Origin of the sequence: Pseudomonas marginalis (assembly GCF_024169655.1) — a bacterium.
In the GTDB taxonomy this organism is placed as follows: Bacteria; Pseudomonadota; Gammaproteobacteria; order Pseudomonadales; family Pseudomonadaceae; genus Aquipseudomonas; species Aquipseudomonas paraveronii.
Window position 1 is genome coordinate 1782749 of record NZ_JALJWV010000001.1, and the last position, 18898, is coordinate 1801646.

Sequence of the window (18898 nt, forward strand, 5' to 3'; positions counted from 1 at the left end):
GCCGCTGTCACCGTGGGCGTGGTGTCAGCCGAAGCGATAGATGTCCATGCCCAGCGCCCCCATCGTGAACCCCTGGTGCGCCACGCTGAAGTCACCACCGGCGCCCCGCGCAAAGTACAGCGGCAACAGATGCTCATCAGTGGGATGACTACGCACGGCGTGGGGCGCCTGGCGCCGATAATCGTGCAATGCGGCCTCGTCGTTGGCCGCGAGCTTGTCCACCATCCAGTCACGGAACGCCCGCGCCCACGGTTCGATGCTTTCGGGCCCGGCGTGCCAGTCCAGTTCACCGAGATTGTGGGTGATGCTGCCGGAGCCGATCAGCAACACGCCTTGTTCGCGCAGGCCGGCGAGGGCGTGACCGACCCGGGTCTGCAGGGCCGGGCCCATACGGCTGGGCAAGGACACTTGCACCACCGGGATATCCGCCGCCGGGTACATCAGCGACAGCGGCACCCAGGTGCCGTGGTCTAGGGGGCGGCGGTCATCGATGCGCGCACTCAAGCCATCGGCGTGCAGCAATTCGACGATATCGCGCGCCAATTGCGGGTCGCCCGGCGCTGGGTACTGCACGGCAAACAGTTCGGCGGGAAAGCCGCCGAAGTCATGCAGGGTTTCCGGTGCGGCGCTGCCGCTGACCAGCAATTCCTGACTTTCCCAGTGCGCCGACACCACCACAATCGCCTTCGGCCGTGGCAGTTCAGCCGCCAGGCGCTGAAGGGCCGGGCCGCTGGCGCCGGGTTGCAGGGCGAGCATGGGCGAACCATGGGAGATAAACAGAGTGGGGAGCATAGGACGGGCCCTCAGGGTTAACATGCCCTATCTTCAATCAGATCAATGATCTAAATCTAATATAAGTTTTAGCGCTTTTTGATCGAATTTTTAGGGTGATGTATGGATTCTCAGTTTTGGCGGGAACGCTGGGCGCGTAATCAGATCGGCTTTCACTTGCCCGAGGTCAACCCGTACCTGCAACGGCACTGGCCGCAGCTGGCCCTTGCGCAAGGGGCAAAGGTGCTGGTGCCTTTGTGTGGCAAGAGCCTGGATCTGGTATGGCTGGCGAGCCAAGGGCATCGTGTGCTCGGGGTGGAGCTGTCGGAGCAGGCGGTTGAGGCATTTTTCAGCGAGCAGGGGCTGACACCACGTATCAGCCAGCGCGGCGTGTTCAAGGTGTACCGGGCGGATGTGATCGAGGTGTGGTGCGGTGATTTTTTCGCGCTGGACGCGGATGCGTTGCGCGATTGCACGGCGCTTTATGACCGCGCGGCGTTGATCGCGTTGCCGCCGCTGATGCGCGCGCGTTACACCGAGCACCTCAATGTTCTTCTGGGGGCTGGTTGTAAGGGGTTACTGATTACCCTCGACTATGACCAGGCGCAAAAGGCCGGCCCACCGTTTGCGGTGACCGATGATGAGGTGAAATTGCTGCTGGGGGCACACTGGGCGCTCGAAGTCCTTGAGGAACAGGATGTCCTGGGTGAGAGCTGGAAGTTCGTTCAGGACGGCGTAACCCGGTTGGAAGAGCGAGCCTACCAACTCACAAGGCGCTGATTAGGGGGCTGGCGCGGCGCGCACAAAAAAGGGGCGATCAGATCGCCCCTTTCCGTTTCGCTGCCAAGCGGTCAGCCGCGACGACGCAGTGCGTCAATCCGCTCTTCCAGCGGCGGGTGGCTCATGAACATGCGTGCCAGGCCCTGCTTGATGCCGCCGTTGATGCCAAAGGCGGTCAGGCTGTCCGGCATATGCACCGGCAGGCCCTGTTCGGAGCGCAGGTGCTGCAAGGCCGCGATCATTGCTCCGGTGCCGGCCAGGCGGGCGCCGGCTTCGTCTGCGCGGAACTCCCGTTTGCGCGAGAACCACATCACGATCGCGCTGGCCAGGAAGCCCAGCACCAGTTCAGCGAAGATGGTCGCCCCGTAGTAGGCAATGCCGCGGCCTTCTTCGTTCTTGAAGATCACCTTGTCGACGAAGTTGCCGATGATCCGTGCGAAGAACATCACGAAGGTGTTCACCACGCCCTGGACCAGCGCCAGGGTGACCATGTCACCGTTCGCCACGTGGCCGATCTCGTGGGCCAGCACCGCCTTCACTTCATCGTAAGAGAAGCGCTCCAGCATGCCCTGGCTCACTGCAACGAGCGCGTCGTTCTTGTTCCAGCCGGTGGCAAAGGCGTTGGCTTCATAGGCCGGGAAGATCCCGACCTCGGGCATCTTGATACCGGCCTCACGGGACAACTGCTCGACGGTCTGCAGCAACCATTGCTCATGCCGGGTGCGTGGCTGAGTGATGACCTGGGTGCTGGTGCTCATCTTCGCCATCCACTTGGAGATGAACAGCGAGAACAGCGAGCCGGCAAAACCAAAGACCGCACAGAAGATCAGCAGCTGATTGAGGTTCAGATCAACCCCGTTGGCCGCCATGAACCCGTTGAAGCCGAAAAGGCTCAGGGTGATGCTGGCAATCAGCACGACCGCCAGGTTAGTGGCCAAGAACAGCAGGATGCGCATCATGGTTGTAGAGTTCTCCTCATGCTAAATATGTCGCGTACTGCGGGGTATATAAGGTGCGGCCTGGGGCGATTCAACCGAGCGACTATTTCAAACTGTGTCCTACAGCCTGAAGGTAGAGTCTTGAAGGGAATTTCCCACCTGCAATCCTCCGTCTGATCAGCCTCTTGTTGCCCCGCGGCCCTTTGATTATAGGGGTCAAGCGCCGGGAGAGGGGCAACCGCAGTGCTGCGCGGGAGAATGGGCAGAGAAGTGTTGCCAGATAATCGCTGTACGACCAGATCCCGGTCGTACAGCGGCATAGTCGTTACTGGCGATAGGACTTGAGGAAGTTGCCGATGCGACCGATGGCCATGTCCAGGTCATCCACACGCGGCAAGGTCACCACGCGGAAGTGATCCGGCCACGGCCAGTTGAACGCCGTGCCTTGGACCACCAGCAGCTTTTCCGACAGCAGCAGGTCGAGCACGAACTTCTCGTCGTTGAGGATCGGGCAGACTTTCGGGTCGATGCGTGGGAAGGCGTACAGCGCACCCATCGGTTTCACACAACTGACGCCGGGAATATCGTTGAGCAGTTCCCAGGTACGGTTGCGTTGCTCCAACAGGCGGCCCTGAGGCAACAGCAGATCGTTGATGCTCTGGTAACCGCCCAGGGCAGTCTGGATCGCGTGCTGGCTCGGTACGTTGGCGCACAGACGCATATTGGCCAGCATGTCGATGCCTTCAATGTAGCTCTGGGCGTTGTGCTTAGGCCCGGAGATGGCGACCCAGCCGGAGCGGAAACCCGCCACGCGGTAAGACTTGGACAGGCCGTTGAAGGTCAGGCACAGCAGGTCTGGCGCCAGGGAGGCGGTGCAGATGTGGACGGCATCGTCGTAGAGGATCTTGTCGTAGATCTCGTCGGAGAACACCACCAGGTTGTGCTGGCGCGCCAGCTCGAGCATGCCCAGCAGCACTTCCCGCGAGTACACGGCGCCGGTCGGGTTGTTCGGGTTGATGATCACCAGGGCCTTGGTGTTCGGGGTGATCTTGGCCTTGATGTCGGCCAGGTCCGGGAACCAGTCGGCGCCTTCGTCGCACAGGTAGTGTACCGGGCGGCCACCGGCCAGGGTCACCGCAGCGGTCCACAGCGGGTAGTCCGGTGCCGGCACCAACACTTCGTCGCTGTTGTTGAGCAAGGCCTGCATCGACATCACGATCAGTTCGGACACGCCATTGCCCAGGTAGATGTCTTCGATGCCGACCCCTTCGACCTGTTTCTGCTGGTAGTACTGCATCACCGCCTTGCGCGCACTGAACAGGCCTTTGGAATCGCTGTAGCCCTGGGCGGTGGGCAGGTTGCGGATCACGTCCTGGAGGATTTCGTCTGGCGCTTCGAAACCAAAGGGCGCCGGGTTGCCAATGTTCAGCTTGAGGATGCGATGGCCTTCCTCTTCCAGGCGTTTGGCGTGCTTGAGCACTGGGCCGCGAATGTCGTAGCAGACGTTGGCGAGCTTGTTCGATTTGCTGACCTGCATGGCGATGTGATCCTGAAAATGAACGATCCAGACGGTGCGGCGCCTACCGTGCTGAGAATCCTGCGTTGGTCGCACCCATAAATACGTTTGAATGCAGCTAACGCGGGTGCCAGACTGCCGGGTTGAAGAGGCGCAATCATACGTGCCGCCTGATCCCTGGAAAAGACACAGATCAGGGTTTTTCAGTTGCCGAGGTGTACTGATGGAAAAGCTGCAGAAAACCATTGATGAATGGAAAGCGATGCTCGATCCGGAGCAATACAACGTGTGCCGCCTGAAGGGCACCGAACGGCCGTTTTCCGGCAAGTACAATGCCACCAAGACCGACGGTGTGTATCACTGCGTCTGCTGCAATGAGCCGCTGTTCGACTCTACGACCAAATTCGATTCCGGCTGTGGCTGGCCTAGCTTCTACGCACCGATTGGCAAAAACGCGATGATCGAGATCCGCGATATCAGCCACGGCATGATTCGCACCGAAGTCACCTGCGCCAAGTGCGATGCCCACCTGGGGCATGTGTTCCCGGACGGCCCGCAGCCGACCGGCCTGCGCTATTGCATCAATTCGGTGTGCCTGGACCTCGTACCGCGCTGAGCATGAGTCGCCCCTGTGTCTTGTGCAGGGGCGATGTATACCGGGTTATCAGTTTGATCAATTCAATTGCACACAATTAAATTGCTCGCTATGTTTTTCCTTCTTTCCCCATATTCGAGGCATTGCCATGAGCGACAACCTGCTGAGCATCCCTTGCACCACCATCAAGGGTGAGCAAAAGACCTTGGCCGACTTCGCCGGCAAGGCCATTCTGGTGGTCAACACCGCCAGCAAATGCGGCTTCACCCCGCAGTACAAAGGCTTGGAGCAACTCTGGCAGCAGTACAAGGACCAGGGCCTGGTGGTGCTGGGGTTTCCGTGCAACCAGTTCGGCAAGCAGGAACCGGGCAATGAAAGTGCGATTTCCGAGTTCTGTGAGCTGAATTTCGGCGTCAGCTTTCCGTTGTTCAAGAAGATCGACGTCAATGGCAGCGCTGCTCATCCGCTGTTCGTACAGTTGAAAAAGCAGGCTCCGGGTCTGCTGGGTTCCAAGGGCATCAAGTGGAACTTCACCAAGTTCCTCATCGGTCGCGACGGCTTGGTGGTCAAGCGTTTTGCGCCAACCACCAAGCCCCAGGAGTTGACCCAAGCGATCGAAGCCCTGCTCAAATGACCCACCTGCCCACCGTGTCCCTGGCCCTGGACAACCAGCTGTGTTTCAAGCTCTACGCCGCGTCACGGGCGGTGACCCGCGCCTACAAGCCAATGCTCGATCAGTTGGGCCTGACCTACCCGCAATACGTGGTGATGCTGGTGTTGTGGGAATGGCACCAAGCAGCCCCGGCCCAACCCACGGTCAAGGCCCTGGGCGAGCGCCTGATGCTTGATTCGGGTACGCTGACGCCGCTGCTCAAGCGCCTGGAGCAGCTTGGGTTAGTGAGGCGCCAGCGCAGCGCGCAAGATGAGCGTGAAGTGCATTTGAGCCTGAGCCAAGCCGGTGTGCAACGGCGCGACCAGGCCCATCAATTGAAAACCCGCTTGCTGTGCGACAGCGGCGTCGACCTCAACCAGGCCGACGCCCTGCGCGAGAGCTTGGACCAATTGCTCGCGCAGATCAGAGACTTGTCGTCTTAGGCACCCACAGGTCCAGCAACGCGTTGAGTTCTTCGCGGCGAAACGGCTTGGCCAGGTAGTCATTCATCCCCGCCGCCCGGCAACGCTCGCGTTCTTCCGACAGCGCGTTGGCGGTCAAAGCCACAATGGGCAGGTCCGGCCAACGCCCGCTGCGACGAATCTGCCGACTGGCCTCGTAGCCATCCATCACCGGCATGTTGCAGTCCATCAGCACCATGTCGAAGCGCTGTGCTTCGAGGAGTTTGAGCGCTTCGCCACCGTGGGCGGCGACGATCACTTCGCAGCCCAACTTGCTGAGCATGCCCTTGGCCACCAGTTGATTGACCGGGTTGTCCTCCACCAGCAGGATACGTGCCCGCTGGGCGAGGGGCGCGGCGTCCAGCGGGATTGGATCTTGGATCAAGCGCGCATCGCTGCGCAGATTGCGTTGCAGGATCTGGTACAGCGCGTTGCGGCTCAAAGGGCGCGCCTGTTGCTGCAACGGCGCGAAGGCCGCGACTTCCTCGCTGGGCATGAAATTGCCATAGGCGGTCACCAGCAGGATCGGTGCCGTGATGGTCGGCCGCAGGCGAAACAGGCACTCCGGGCAGTCTGTGATGAGTAAATCAGGGGTTTTTCCGCTCAAGTCCTCATCAAGAGAATAGCAACGCGGTGTCAGCCCCCAGTGAGGTAGCAGGGTGTTGAGCAGCTCCGCCAGGCCGCTGTCGCCGCTGGTGATTGCAATGACTTCGCCCACCAGCGGCGCGAGCCGGGTCGCGGGCAAATGGGCGGGCAGCGGCAGGTCGGCGCAGAACTGGCTGCCGAAGCCGACTTCGGAACTGATGCTCAGCCGGCCGTGCATTGCTTCGCACAGGTTGTGGGTCAACGCCAGGCCCAGGCCGGTGCCGCCAAACTGGCGGGTGATGCCCGCACCGGCCTGTGTGAACGGCTGGAAGATCTTCACCTGCGCGTCCTGGGCAATGCCGATCCCGGTGTCGCACACTTCGACTTTCACTCGGCCGTCCTGGGCGCTGAGGCGCACATCCACGCGGCCGAAGCGCGTGAACTTCAAGGCGTTGGACAGCAGATTACTGACGATCTGTCGCACACGTGTCGGGTCGCCGAGCACCTGGGCCGGAAACTGCGGATCGATCAGGCACGTCAGTTCGACACTCGGCGCGGCGTTCTGCGACAACAGGTTGGCAGTGTCTTCCACCAGCGAGCCGAGGTCGAACGGGATGCGTTCCAGCTCCAACTGGCCCGCGTCGAACTTGGACAGGTCGAGGATATCGTTGAGCAGTTCCACCAGCACCTTGCCGGAGTCGTGGGCGATCGACAGTTGCTGGCGCTGTTCCGCGTTGAGCGGGCTGTCCAGCGACAGCGCGATCATGCCCAGCAACCCGTTGAGTGGCGTGCGGATTTCGTGACTCATATTGGCCAGGAACGCCGCCCGCGCTTGAGCCATGCCGAGGGCGGTCATTTTCGCCGCTTCCAGCTCATCGTTGGACTGACTCAAACGTTGGTTGCTGGCCTTGAGCTCCAGTGTGCGCGCCGAGACGATGTCTTCCAGTTGCCCCAGGTATTCGGTGAGGCGGTCTTCGGCATGGCGGCGTTGCTGGATCTCGGTTTCCATGCTGTCGAATTGCTGGTTGGCAACGCTGACCAGCACGCCGATTTCATCGTGTTCATGCCCTGGCGGGCAATCCAGGCGTGTCTGTCTGCGCGTGCTCAGCTCGCGAATGATGCGCACCAGGGGTTGGGTCAATATCACGTAGAACAGGCCCAGCAAGATGCCGCTCAGCAACAGGCTGCGCGCAAACCCATTGAGCAGGGTTATCTCGGCGCGGCGCAGGAAGCGGCTGCCAAAAGCGTAGGTGTCTACGTCCAGGTGCAGTACGCCAAGGGATTCGTTGGGCATATGGCTGAGATACAGCCGGTCTTCGAACTGGCGGTTGGCGCCGAACAGGAAATCGCTGAGGGGCCGGTAGGTACTTTCCTTGCGCGGCCGTTCGACGTCGGCCAGTACCACGCCGTTGTTGTCGGTCAAACGCGCCTGAATGATGGCGGGGGAGTGCAACAGGCCGAGGGTCAGCTCCTGGGCCAGTTCGGTGTCGATGTTGTAGGCGATGCGCGACGCCGGGTTGTGGCTGATTTCAATCAGTGAGCGAATTTCACGGTTGATGGACGCGTCTTCGCTGGCATAATCAATGCCGATCTGGATCAGGCTGAGCAAGGTTCCCAAGACGAGACCGACCAGCACCGTCAATCTGGCTTGTTTATAAGACAAGCGGTGGGCGAACTTGATATCCATCGAGTGTTGAACCACTTCACGTTTCCCTTCGCCCGGCAAGCATAGTTGAACATCCACAAGCTCACGCTTGCCCGGCACGTATCGTCAGTTTTTTGGAGGGTAGCCCGGAGCGCTTAGCCACAGGGTTGCCAATACGCCATCTTTTGCAAGAAGTTGCCAGAGGAATAGTCGTGGATTCTCGATTGAATGCCTTTCTTGAGCGTGCCGACGCTGTACTCGCCCGCCTGGAACCCTTGTTGCCCGCCCCACGCCAAGTCATAGACTGGAACCAGTGTCTCGCCGCCCGTTGGCAGCGCGAAGGCCGTAGCGGCTTCCTGTTGCCGCTGGAGGTCAGCCTGGACATGCGCCTGTCCGATCTGATCGGTGTGGACAAGCAGCGTGAAACATTGGCGCGCAACACCCAACAGTTCCTCGACGGCCTGCCCGCCAACCATGCGCTGCTGTGGGGCTCGCGGGGCACGGGGAAATCGTCCATGGTGCGCGCCTTGCTCGCCCAGCATGCCAGCGCCGGTTTGCGCTTGATTGAAATCGAACGCGATCACTTGGCCGATCTGCCGCGTGTGGTCGAACAACTGCTCAAGCTGCCGCAGCGCTTCATCCTGTTCTGCGATGACCTGTCGTTCGAGGCCGGTGAAGGCGATTACCGTGTGCTCAAGAGCGTGCTGGACGGCTCCCTGGAACAGGCGCCGGAAAACGTGCTGCTGTATGCCACATCCAACCGTCGTCACCTGGTGCCGGAAAACCAGAGCGACAATGACAACTGGAAGCGTGTGGATGGCGAGCTGCACCCGAGTGAGGCGGTGGAAGACAAGATCGCCTTGTCCGACCGTTTTGGCTTGTGGCTGTCGTTCTACCCGTTCACCCAGGAGCATTTCCTCGACGTGGTGGAGCACTGGATCGGCGAGCTGGCGCGCAAGGCCGGCCTGCAGTGGCAGCGTGATGAAGCCCTCGATATTCTCGCCGTGCGCTGGGCCACCGGGCGTGGCAACCGCAACGGCCGTTGCGCGTATCAATTCGCCCGTTACTGGGTGGGCCTCAAATTGCTGGAGCGTCAACCATGATCGATTTGCAACAGGCCGGCACCGGCCTGGATGGGTATGCCATGTTGTGCGCGCAGTTGGAGTCGCTGCTGGCCGATGAGCGAGATTTCATCGCCAACAGCGCGCAGTTCTCTGCGTTTTTGTTCAACCAGTTGGATGATCTGAACTGGGCCGGTTTCTACCTCAACCGTCATGAAGAATTGGTGTTGGGGCCGTTCCAGGGCCAGATCGCATGTGTGCGCATTCCGTTCGGTCGTGGCGTGTGCGGTGCGGCGGCCGCGTCGCGCCAGACCCAGCGGGTGGAGGATGTGCATGCGTTCCCCGGGCATATTGCCTGCGACAGCGCGTCGAACAGCGAACTGGTGGTGCCGCTGGTCAAGGATGGCCAACTGATTGGCGTCCTTGACCTCGACAGTCCGTCGCTGGCCCGTTTTACCGCGCAGGACCAGGCCGGTATCGAGCAGTTGGCGGCAATTTTCCTGCGCTTGACCGACTGCTGATCGACCGTTGCGGGGGCGAGCCGACCGGTGCGCCCCTGCCTATCCTGGAGAACCCAGGCCGTTGAGTTGCATGTGCAGCAGGCGCTCCAGTTCCAGCATGCACTTTTCCAGGGCCTTGATACCGGTTTCGATCACCACCCGATCATCGTCGCGGGCGCAGGCCTGCTCCAGCGCTTCGCATTGCGCCGCCAGCACACCGGCCTGGACGATGCGCGCGGCGCCCTTGATCTTGTGGGCCTGCTCGATGATGTCCTGCGGTGGGGCCTGCTGGGCCCACAGCGTGACCAATATCTGGCGATCGTGACAACTGCTGCTCAGCAGTTCCTCAAGCAGCCGCCGACTCAGTTGTGGGTCGCCGCCCGTCAGCGCATCCAGGTTGCTGAGGTCTAGCCGCGAGCCGGACGGCTGCGGCGTGATCTGCGCCAGTTGCCGTTCCAGCGCTGTGAGGCTGATCGGTTTGAACAGGCAGTCGTTCATCCCGGCTTCGGCGCAGCGCAGTTTCTCTTCGGGCTGGGCATTGGCGGTAAACCCCAGCACCACGCAGGGTGTCAGTTGTTCCCGCTGTTCGTACTCGCGGATCGAGCGGCTCAACTCGTAGCCGTTCATGATGGGCATGTTGCAGTCGGCGATCACCAGGTCGAAGCGCGCCTGGCGCCAGGCCTGGAACCCGGCGGCACCATGCTGGGCCGCGGTGAACTGGTGGCCCAGGTAACCTAGCTGCTGGCACATCAGCAGGCGATTCGCCGGATGATCATCCACCACCAGCACGTTGAGCACCGGCGCCGGTGCGGGCGCGGCCGGCTTGGGTTCGTCTGCGGCCTGGATGGGCTGCAGGCAGTTCATCTTCAGGCTGACATGCACCTGGGTACCGACCATGGGCACGCTGCTCAGGCTGAGTTGCCCGCCCATCATCGCGCACAGGCTGCGGCAGATCACCAGCCCCAGGCCCGCGCCGCTGCGGGCCAGGTGCCCGGAATTGTCGGCCTGGGCAAAGGGTTCGAACAGACGCAACTGGTCGTCGCGGCTGATACCGATCCCCGTGTCTTCGACCACCAGCTTCATTTCGACCTGCTGCGGCAACTCGGTGGCTTGCACCTGTACCTTGATCTTCACCTGCCCGCGCTCGGTGAACTTGATCGCATTGCTCACCAGGTTGGACAGCACCTGCTTGAAGCGCAGCGGGTCGATCAGCACATCGGTGTCATCGAGCTCAGGCTGGAACTCCAACAGCAAACTGAGGGTTTTCTGGCGCGCCAGGCCGTCGAATACCCGCACCACCGACTCAATCACTTCCCGCAGGTTCACGCGTTCCGGTGCGAGGCTCAGGCGACCGGATTCGATCCGTGCAATGTCCAGGATATCGCCGATCAGCTCCAGCAGGTCTTTGGCGGAGTGGTAGGCCACTTCGATCGCCGGACGGTCAAGGTGTCCCTGGTCAGCGCGCTTGAGGGTCAGTTCCAGCATGCCGATCACCGCATTCATGGGGGTGCGGATTTCGTGGCTCATGGTCGCAAGGAAGGTGCTCTTGGCGCGGTTGGCTTCGTCGGCACGCTCCTTGGCGGCGCGCAGCTCATCGAACAGCTGGCGTCGTTCGCTGATGTCGATCCAGCCGCCGATGACGCCCTGGACTTCGCCGGTGGAGTCGCGGTAGGGCAGTATCCAGTGGTAGATCGTCAGTTTTTTGCCATTGATCAGCAGGGTGCGATCAAGGATCAGCGGGTTGCCCTCGGCGACCACGCGCAGATAGTCGGCGTGATACTGAGCCGCTTCGGTTTCCAGGGCCGTGCTCATCTGCATCGCACTTTTGCCGATGACCTCTTCGCGCTTGACGCCGAACACTTGCAGGTAGCTGTCGTTGCAGGTTTGCAGCAGGCCATCGCGGTCGCGCACGTAGATCGGGTGCGGGGTTTCATTGACCAGCGCGCGCATGAATTCGAACTGGTCGTTGAGGGCGCGTTCGGCCATCTTGCGGTGTTTGATCTCCCGGCGCATGTACGCGTTCCAGGTCAGGGAAATCAGCAGCAGCAGGCCGGTGACGATGATGATCTGGGCAATCAGGTGGTGGTAATTGCGCCAGTAGCTGTCGGAGGCGGCGGTGTAGCCTCGCCAGCGGCTGTTGATCACGCCGAGTTCATCGGGGGCGATGCTGAGCAGTGCCTTGTCCAGGATTGAGCTCAACTCGGTGGCGCGCCGTGACGTGGCCAGTGCGAAGACCGCGGGAAGGGTGCCGATGCTGCTGCTGATCTGCAGTTTGTCCTGAAATACTTGGGAGGACAGGAAATAGTTGGCGATCACCAGCGAATTCACCGCGCCTTCCACATGCCCTTGGGCCAGCAGTTCCGAGGCCTTGAAGGTGTCACTGGTTTCCACCAAGTGAATGTGCGGGAACTCCTTGCGCAGAATGGTTTCCAGGGGGTTGCCCTGGGTGATCGCCAGACGCTTGCCTGCCATCTGTTCAAGATTCGATGGGGCGCCGGGCTCTTTGCGCGTGAGCAGTACGTAGGAGTTTTCCAGGTAGGGACGACTGAAGTTCAGTTGAGCTTCCCGTTCCGTGCTGGGAATGATGGCGCCGATGAGATCGGTTTTGCCGGCTTCGACTTGCTCGATCATCGCGTTGACATCACGCGCACGCTGGACCTCGAAGCGCAACCCGGTGCGCAGGCGGATCAGCTCCAGGAGGTCGGCCGTGATACCGCGGAAGTTGCCGTCGGCATCGAAGAAGGTCAATGGCGCGAAGGTTTCGTTGGCGATCACCCTGACCACCGGGTGCGCTTTCAGCCAGCGCTCCTCGCGTTGCGTCAGTTGCAGTTTTTGCGCAGTGAGCAGGACATCGCTGCCCGCACTCCAGCGTTTGGCAATGCTGTCCTGTTCATTGGTCGGCACCGCCGCCAGCACGGCGTTGAGGATGCTCAAGAGGGTGTGTTGGTCCTGGCGCACGGCGAAGCTGAAGCCATAGGCCTCGTGCTTGCCGAAGTTGGCCATGCGGATATTTTTCAGGTAGCCCTTGTTGATCATGTAATGGGTGGAAATGGTGTCGCCAAGAAACACATCCGCCTGGTCGAACGCCACCGCATTCAGGGCGTTCTGATAAGACGGGTAGGCGCGAATCATCGCTTCGGGATACAACTTTTCGACTTCGCCCAGGGGCAGGTAGTGATAGACCAGGCTCAGACGCAGTCCCGCCAGGCCGTCACTGAGGCTGCGGGTTTCGCCCTCACGCGTCACCAGCACGGGCTGGTCCACGGCATACGGTGCTGAAAGGGTGAGCAGCGGGTTGGCGGCCTCAAAGCCATTGGACGAGCCCAACAGGTCTATTTCACCGGCTTCGAGCGCCTGGATGGACGCTTCCCGGTTGGGGTAGCGCAGCACTCTGATCGGTAGCGCCAGCGCCTTGGCCAACAGCCCGGCGTAATCGGCGGTGAGCCCCTCATAATCGCGTCCGCTGGACGTGAGGTCGAAGGGCGGGTAGTCGGGAGCCGCGGTGCCGAGCACCAGTTCGCGTTTGTTCTGCAACCACTGGCGTTGCGTCTTGTCGAGTTGAGTGTCCAGTTGAACGGCGCCTGCGCGGCTCAATAAGGTGAAGTGTTCCGGTTCCGTTTGAGCAGCGAGCACAGAGGTGCTCAAGCACACGCCTGCGCTCAATATGATCAGATAGTCCTTTATACGCCTGGGCATCCGCTTTCTCACACTAGCGCGTTTCGTTTTGCCAACTCGATAAGTTCTACCAAGGACTTGGCTTTGAGTTTTTGCATAAGCCTCTTTTTATAGGTGCTGACCGTTTTGTTACTGAGAAACATACCCTTGGCAATTTCCTTGTTGGTGCGACCTTGTGCAAAAAGTTGCAAAACCATTAACTCACGGTCATTCACTGCCTTAAACAATTCCAGTTCCTGGGAGTTGCCTTCCGGGCCGCTGGCATTCAATGCCTGGCTGGGGAAGTAGTTGTAGCCGGATAATACCGCGCGTATCGCACTCAGCAGCTCACTCAGGTCGCCCTCCTTGCACACATAGCCATCGGCGCCCGAGCGCATGCAGCGTGTAGCGAACAGCGTTGGACATTGAGCCGTCAGAATGAGGGTTTTCATCGAGGTGTTCATTGCGTTAAAACGGCACAGCACTTCGAGGCCATCAAGTTTCGGAATACTGATATCCAAAATGATCAAGTCTGGAAGGCATTCGCGAACCATTTGTATCGCATCACAACCATTATCCGTTTCGCCGACGACTTTATAGCCTTCGTGTTCCAACAACATTCGAATCGCCAACCTGATAACAGGGTGGTCGTCAATGATGAAAACTGTGTTCATAATCACATTCCATGCAAGTGCAAATAAAGCGGGCACATTAGCTCAGAAGGCGAGGGGGTAGCATGAAGGTCAGGGGGTGTAAGTACAGAACAGGAAATTTCCTACATCAAAAAAAGTATTGCCTTACGATCTGTCAAGGCTTTGTGGGCGTTTGTGTCAGAATTCGGTCGGCAGCGAGGAACACGACCTCTGTCCACGTTTTAGACGCTTTTTCTGGTAAGTTTTTCCTATAGGTGGGTGTTTAAATTCCTACATGTTTAGCGGGTTTATCAGTGTCATTAAATCGTCCCGGTTTAATGGTTTTGATAAGTAGCCAAGTAACGGTAAGTTGCGTTTAAATGCTTGAGCCTTCAGATTCGCCAGTTCGAGTAGGGGCAGCCCGCTCAGCAAGATAGCCCCTGCGATAAAACCTCGACGACTGGCGATCTCGACTAACTCAAGCCCAGGCAGATCAGGCAGGCATTGGTCGCACAGCATGAGGTCGAAGGGCCGCTCAGACTGGATCATCAACCGGATCGCCTGTTCGGCGTTTTCCGCCAGTGTCAGGTGCTCGAAGCCGAAGCTGTTGAGCAGACACCGGGTTGCCAGGAGCTGAAAGGGGTGATCCTCCACCAGCAGGATGCGAAGGCAGTTCTTGAACATAGGAAGGGCACACGGTGAGTCAAGCGGCGATTGGGCGGGGCGTAGGAAGGTGCCCCATGCCCTTTAAGAGCGTGCGTGATTATTCATCGGGTGTTTGTACTGATTCGATCAGGCCGCTCTGTTCCCCTCGTAGGTAGATTCTGTTCAGGGAACAGGCCGCTGGATCAGTCATCTATTGCGGGCTGGAACGCCCGGTCGATTAGTGCGTAGCAGATGTCGTCCGCAGCCTCCATCAAGTGCACCGAGGGATGGCGCGCCCAGCGTTGTTCTTCCCGTTGCGGCAGACCGAGATTGTGCGGCGATCTGCTCAAGGATCGGCAATCCATTACATGCAACCAAGCAATTAGTTTGGGTTTTTTAATATATTTTTGGTTTGTGTCATGTGTGACGTGGTTGAGTACTTCGCGCTGTCACAATATTACAATGCTGGGTTCTTAGAGTTGCGATCGCTTTAGATCGATTTTTTAGACTGGATTTTTATGATGGGTTGAATTTTTGCTATTTGCGAAAGATAACTATAGTGTTGGAGTTTTTGCGGGGGGTTCTATGGGAAGCATGAGCTGGGACAGGTTGTTGAATAATACTCGCCTTGGTGGTCGGCCTCCTAAATCTGAGCTAGGCCGCTCACCTTTCCACTCAGACCATGACAAGGTCATCTTCTCCGGGGCTTTCAGGCGCCTTGCAAGAAAGACACAGGTTCATCCTCTCGCCACTAATGACCATGTTCATAATCGCCTCACACATAGCTTGGAAGTCGCTTGTGTCGGTCGGACGCTGGGCGTGAGAGTGGGCCAAGAACTTCTAAATGAAAGACTTATCCCTGAGCAACATTCAGCTTCTGATATTGGTGATATCGTCCAAACTGCTTGCCTGGCTCATGACATTGGCAACCCTCCCTTTGGACATACTGGTGAAGAAGCTATTCGTCACTGGTTCTCCAATGATGTGGGGGCAAAGATGATTGAGCAGTTGCCATTCCATGAGGCTACTGACTTGCGCAGGTTTGAAGGTAATGCCCAAGGGTTCAGGGTTTTAACGACCTCGGAATATCATCCCAATGAAGGGGGAATGCGTCTGACCTATGCGTCACTCGGGGCTTTCATTAAGTATCCTTGGCTGGCGGGTGATGCTGTTAACATGCAACGGCCTATCCAGAACAAATATGGCATTTACTGCTCTGAATTGGGTTTGTTCAATGAAGTGGCCGATGCGACTGGTTTGATAAAATTGGGTGAAAGTTGGCGGTGCCGCCATCCTCTGGCTAATTTGATGGAAGTCTCCGATGACTTCTGCTACGCCATTCTTGATTTAGAAGATGGTGTAGAGATGGGTATCCTTGAATGGGATAAGGTCTTTGAAATCTTGTGCCTTGTCCTTGGTGACCATCAGAAGAATCAGCTTGTCAAAGAAATACAGGGCATGAAAGTTGGCCGAAGACTTTCTATGGTGCGTGGAAAAGTCATTTCAGCTTTTGTAGATGCTGGGGCGACAGCGTTCATGAGCAACCACAACGAAATCATGACTGGCAAGGTGTTAGGCATCTTGGATCTTTGCGATAAGAACGTGCGTGAATGTGTAACCGCCGCCAAAGGTCTTGCGCGTGATGAAATCTTCCAACATCCAAGGAAAGTTGAGTTGGAAATCGGAGCTTACAGCACGATTTCTACGTTGCTCAGCGTTATCTGTTCTGCTGCTTTGGATTACGTCAAAAAGGGCGGTGTAGCGGATTCCAAGACTAGAAGGGTGGCAGAGCTTATTGGTCTGGATCTGAAAGCGCTAGATGATAATGTTGGCGTGTCAAAAGAGTACGGCGCAATTATGCAGGTTTTGGATTACGTGAGTGGTATGACGGATAACTATGCTATCCACTTGGCTCGCCAGTTCAGTGGGATGGGTGGGGAACGTTGAGTTTTGAGTACTGATCTATTTATATATTTATTTTGTTATCGCTATCTAGCGGCGGAGAAAATGATGCGGTCGTGGTCCTTGTGACACGAGCTACGGCTTAATGCTTCTCTGCGCGAAATGACCCGCCCAGATTCCCGGTGCCGGGTGGGCGGGGCAAGCGAAAATCTACAGGCCGACCGCGTCGATATCGATTAACAGCAAGCGCTGGCCGTTATCGAAGAATTGTCCGGCGGTCAGGCAATACTGGTTGGTGGTGGCGTCGCGGTAGGTCGAAGACAGCGTCAGGCGACGCTCCTCCCAGCCTTCGGCCAGCAGATGATAGAAGTATGGGCGCCATGACCAGTTGTGACCGAGGTAGCGGCTGTCGGCTTGCCAGGCATCCTGGCGCCATTCGAAGTTGGGGGTCAGTTGGGTGCCATGTCGGTCGCACTGGTAGAAGCGCAGCAGCCAGGGAAAATCCGGCAATTGCGGCAAATGGCTCAGCGGTGCCTGGCCCTGGGCCCAGGTCTGGAGGATTTTCATCAGTTCGGTCAATTGCTGGCGTAACTGCATGATGCGTCCGCGTTCGGCGAGTTTTTTCTGCACGTAAGCGCTACGCAGTTGGGCAAAGCGCGGTACGAAAGCATCGGCGGCGAACCAGTCCAATTGCGCCTGGGCAAACAGATAACCCTGCACGTACCGCGAGCCGCACTCCAGCGCAAAGCTCAACTGCGCTTCGGTCTCCACGCCTTCGGCAATGATCCAGCAGCCGGTTTTTTCCGCCATTTGCGCGAGTGCCCGCACGACTTCACTGCTGGGGCCACCTTTTGCAGCTTCCTGAAACAGGCGCATGTCCAGCTTGAGAATGTCCGGCTGCAACGCCAGCACGCGGTCGAGCTGCGAATAGCCGGCGCCGAAGTCATCGATGGCGATGCGTGCGCCGGCCTCGCGATAGCGCGCCACCACGTCGGCCAGGCGTTGGATATCGCCGCCCAGTTCAGTGATCTCGAACACGATGCGCTGTGGGTCGACGCCGTGGGCCTGCACCTGTTGCAGGCTGGGCAAGGCTTGGCCGGCACGCAGGCGATTGATCCAGCGCGGCGAGATGTTCAGGCTCAGAAACCAGTCCTGCGGTGCCTCGTGCAGACGGCTTAACGCGTTATCGCGGATCTGCCGATCCAGGCGGCGCAAGGCCACGCCTGGGGTGCGCGGGTCGGCGAACAACGGGCCGACCGACAGCAGGCGACCGTCAGCCTGGCGCAGGCGGCCAAGGGCTTCGACGCCGGCAATGCGCCCGGTGGCGGTGTCAATGAAGGGTTGGAAGCAGGCGAGCGGTTGCCCGTCGATCACGGGGCCTCCTTAACGCGTTGGCAAGAAAAGACCCGGCCTTCGTTGACGAGGGCCGGGCCGATTGTGTTTGCAAGAATGCAGCCAGCAGGCCTCAACCTTTGCGTGAGGCGCCCTGCATGGCCAATTTGATCAGCGGGATCAAGCCGGCGCCCAGCCGCACCAGGCGGGTCAGGCTGCTGAGACTGCCACCCTTGGCGCCCTTGCCGGTGAAGAAACCGATCAGCGTCACTGCCGCCACGCCCCACAGCGGCGCGTGCTTGATACCCAGGCTGTCCTGCCAGTTCTGGCCCATGTTGCGCACTTTGTGCAGGGGCGCCATCAGTTGCTGGGACTCATGGCGGATTTCCTGGCGGTGCATTTCCATGCGCAGGCGGATCAGCGCCTTGCGCATTTCCTGGCGCGAGTGGGTGTGCGGGAATTCAGTCAGGCTCATGGCAGCAGGCGCTCCCGGTCATTGGCCAGCTCTTCGAGCGTGGCGTGGAACGGCGTGGATTCATCGAATACCGCCGCCTTCAAGCGCACAGCGCAGAACACAGCGGCCAGGGTATAGAACACACAGAGGCAGATGATTCCGGTCAGGCGGTAGCCGGTGTCCCATACCAGAATCATCACCAACGTCGACAACCCCACCAGCAATAGCAGGGCAAACACCAGGGCCAGCCCGGCAAACAGCAGCAGGCTGACGGTGCGGGCCTTCTGCTCCTGCAACTCGATGCCGAACAGTTCGACATGGCTGTGCAGCAAGCCCAGTACGGCTGCGCCCAGGCGTCGGGACGTTGAACTTGGGCCCGTGGACGAGCCGGATTCGCCGATAGACATAGGATTAGCGCCTTGTAGCAAGCAGGCCGATCAAAAAGCCCACGCCAGCGGCAATGCCCACCGACTGCCAAGGGTTGGCCTGCACATAATCTTCGGTCGCGGTGACGGCGGCCTTGCTGCGGTCGCGCAGGGAGTCTTCGGTCAGTTGCAGGGTTTCACGGGCCTTGAGCAGGCTGTCGTGGATCTTGGCGCGCAGTTCGTCGGCCTGGTCGCCGGCCAGGATGGCGGTGTCGTCCAGCAACTTTTCGGTGTCACTGACCAGGGTCTGAAAATCCGCCATCAGTATTTCTTGAGCCGTCTGTGCTGTTTTGCTGGCCATGGATATCTCCGTGAGTGGCTGATCGGTACGTGTGGTTTCGAGTCACCGG

At 59.1% G+C, this 18898-nt stretch carries 18 protein-coding genes and 1 pseudogene; 7 read left to right on the top strand and 12 right to left on the bottom strand.

Features of this window, described 5'->3' with window-relative positions; translation table 11 throughout:
• Positions 1-24: 24 nt before the first annotated feature.
• Positions 25-792, bottom strand: coding sequence for a DODA-type extradiol aromatic ring-opening family dioxygenase (locus J2Y83_RS08050; protein ID WP_253394328.1), 768 nt, complete (start codon positions 790-792; stop codon positions 25-27).
• A 102-nt stretch (positions 793-894) separates the two neighbouring features.
• Between J2Y83_RS08050 and J2Y83_RS08055 the strand changes: the two genes are divergently transcribed.
• Entirely contained in the window at positions 895-1551 is a 657-nt protein-coding gene (locus tag J2Y83_RS08055; protein ID WP_253394329.1) for a thiopurine S-methyltransferase, read from the top strand.
• A 71-nt stretch (positions 1552-1622) separates the two neighbouring features.
• Here J2Y83_RS08055 and htpX read toward each other — a convergent pair whose 3' ends face one another.
• Together htpX and J2Y83_RS08065 are read right to left on the bottom strand one after the other, a co-directional pair.
• Positions 1623-2510, bottom strand: a complete 888-nt coding sequence (gene htpX / locus J2Y83_RS08060) for a protease HtpX (protein WP_253394331.1) — start codon at positions 2508-2510, stop codon at positions 1623-1625.
• Positions 2511-2814: 304 nt separating this feature from the next.
• The gene (locus J2Y83_RS08065; protein WP_017849409.1) at positions 2815-4026 is read right to left on the bottom strand and encodes a pyridoxal phosphate-dependent aminotransferase; all 1212 of its coding nucleotides are present in this window, start codon (positions 4024-4026) and stop codon (positions 2815-2817) included.
• 202 nt (positions 4027-4228) lie between these two features.
• Here J2Y83_RS08065 and msrB point away from each other — a divergent pair, with 202 nt between their 5' ends.
• The 3 genes from msrB (at position 4229) to J2Y83_RS08080 (ending at position 5695) form a co-directional block, all read left to right on the top strand.
• Complete coding sequence (gene msrB, locus J2Y83_RS08070) at positions 4229-4621, top strand: peptide-methionine (R)-S-oxide reductase MsrB (RefSeq protein WP_253394332.1); 393 nt, start codon at positions 4229-4231, stop codon at positions 4619-4621.
• Between the two features lie 127 nt (positions 4622-4748).
• Positions 4749-5234 (top strand): glutathione peroxidase, encoded by a 486-nt coding sequence (locus tag J2Y83_RS08075; RefSeq protein ID WP_253394333.1) that lies wholly within the window; start codon positions 4749-4751, stop codon positions 5232-5234.
• Entirely contained in the window at positions 5231-5695 is a 465-nt protein-coding gene (locus J2Y83_RS08080; protein ID WP_253394334.1) for a MarR family winged helix-turn-helix transcriptional regulator, read from the top strand. The genes J2Y83_RS08075 and J2Y83_RS08080 overlap by 4 nt, the downstream gene beginning before the upstream one ends.
• Here the strand turns inward: J2Y83_RS08080 and J2Y83_RS08085 are convergent.
• Positions 5676-7985, bottom strand: coding sequence for a response regulator (locus J2Y83_RS08085; RefSeq protein ID WP_253394335.1), 2310 nt, complete (start codon positions 7983-7985; stop codon positions 5676-5678). The genes J2Y83_RS08080 and J2Y83_RS08085 overlap by 20 nt on opposite strands.
• A gap of 170 nt (positions 7986-8155) precedes the next feature.
• Between J2Y83_RS08085 and J2Y83_RS08090 the strand changes: the two genes are divergently transcribed.
• Together J2Y83_RS08090 and J2Y83_RS08095 are read left to right on the top strand one after the other, a co-directional pair.
• On the top strand, positions 8156-9046 hold the full coding sequence (locus J2Y83_RS08090) for an ATP-binding protein (protein WP_253394336.1): 891 nt from the start codon (positions 8156-8158) through the stop codon (positions 9044-9046).
• Positions 9043-9525, top strand: a complete 483-nt coding sequence (locus tag J2Y83_RS08095) for a GAF domain-containing protein (protein ID WP_247398444.1) — start codon at positions 9043-9045, stop codon at positions 9523-9525. The genes J2Y83_RS08090 and J2Y83_RS08095 overlap by 4 nt, the downstream gene beginning before the upstream one ends.
• 39 nt (positions 9526-9564) lie before the next feature.
• Here the strand turns inward: J2Y83_RS08095 and J2Y83_RS08100 are convergent, their stop codons facing one another.
• The 4 genes and pseudogenes from J2Y83_RS08100 to J2Y83_RS29785 form a co-directional block, all read right to left on the bottom strand.
• The gene (locus tag J2Y83_RS08100) at positions 9565-13200 is read right to left on the bottom strand and encodes a transporter substrate-binding domain-containing protein (RefSeq protein WP_253394338.1); all 3636 of its coding nucleotides are present in this window, start codon (positions 13198-13200) and stop codon (positions 9565-9567) included.
• 8 nt (positions 13201-13208) lie between these two features.
• Entirely contained in the window at positions 13209-13832 is a 624-nt protein-coding gene (locus tag J2Y83_RS08105; RefSeq protein WP_253394340.1) for a response regulator transcription factor, read from the bottom strand.
• Between the two features lie 249 nt (positions 13833-14081).
• The gene (locus J2Y83_RS08110; protein WP_247398453.1) at positions 14082-14474 is read right to left on the bottom strand and encodes a response regulator; all 393 of its coding nucleotides are present in this window, start codon (positions 14472-14474) and stop codon (positions 14082-14084) included.
• 194 nt (positions 14475-14668) lie between these two features.
• A pseudogene (locus J2Y83_RS29785) lies at positions 14669-14795 on the bottom strand (hypothetical protein); the annotation flags it as partial.
• A 234-nt stretch (positions 14796-15029) separates the two neighbouring features.
• On the opposite strand from J2Y83_RS29785, the gene J2Y83_RS08115 reads away from it, so the two are divergent.
• The gene (locus J2Y83_RS08115) at positions 15030-16382 is read left to right on the top strand and encodes a deoxyguanosinetriphosphate triphosphohydrolase (protein WP_247398459.1); all 1353 of its coding nucleotides are present in this window, start codon (positions 15030-15032) and stop codon (positions 16380-16382) included.
• Between the two features lie 165 nt (positions 16383-16547).
• Here J2Y83_RS08115 and J2Y83_RS08120 read toward each other — a convergent pair whose 3' ends face one another.
• The 4 genes from J2Y83_RS08120 to J2Y83_RS08135 form a co-directional block, all read right to left on the bottom strand.
• The gene (locus J2Y83_RS08120) at positions 16548-17711 is read right to left on the bottom strand and encodes an EAL domain-containing protein (RefSeq protein ID WP_253394342.1); all 1164 of its coding nucleotides are present in this window, start codon (positions 17709-17711) and stop codon (positions 16548-16550) included.
• 91 nt (positions 17712-17802) lie between these two features.
• On the bottom strand, positions 17803-18144 hold the full coding sequence (locus J2Y83_RS08125; protein WP_253394344.1) for a hypothetical protein: 342 nt from the start codon (positions 18142-18144) through the stop codon (positions 17803-17805).
• Entirely contained in the window at positions 18141-18530 is a 390-nt protein-coding gene (locus tag J2Y83_RS08130) for a phage holin family protein (protein ID WP_247407249.1), read from the bottom strand. The genes J2Y83_RS08125 and J2Y83_RS08130 overlap by 4 nt, the downstream gene beginning before the upstream one ends.
• A 4-nt stretch (positions 18531-18534) precedes the next feature.
• Complete coding sequence (locus J2Y83_RS08135) at positions 18535-18849, bottom strand: DUF883 family protein (RefSeq protein WP_017849423.1); 315 nt, start codon at positions 18847-18849, stop codon at positions 18535-18537.
• Between the last annotated feature and the right edge of the window lie 49 nt (positions 18850-18898).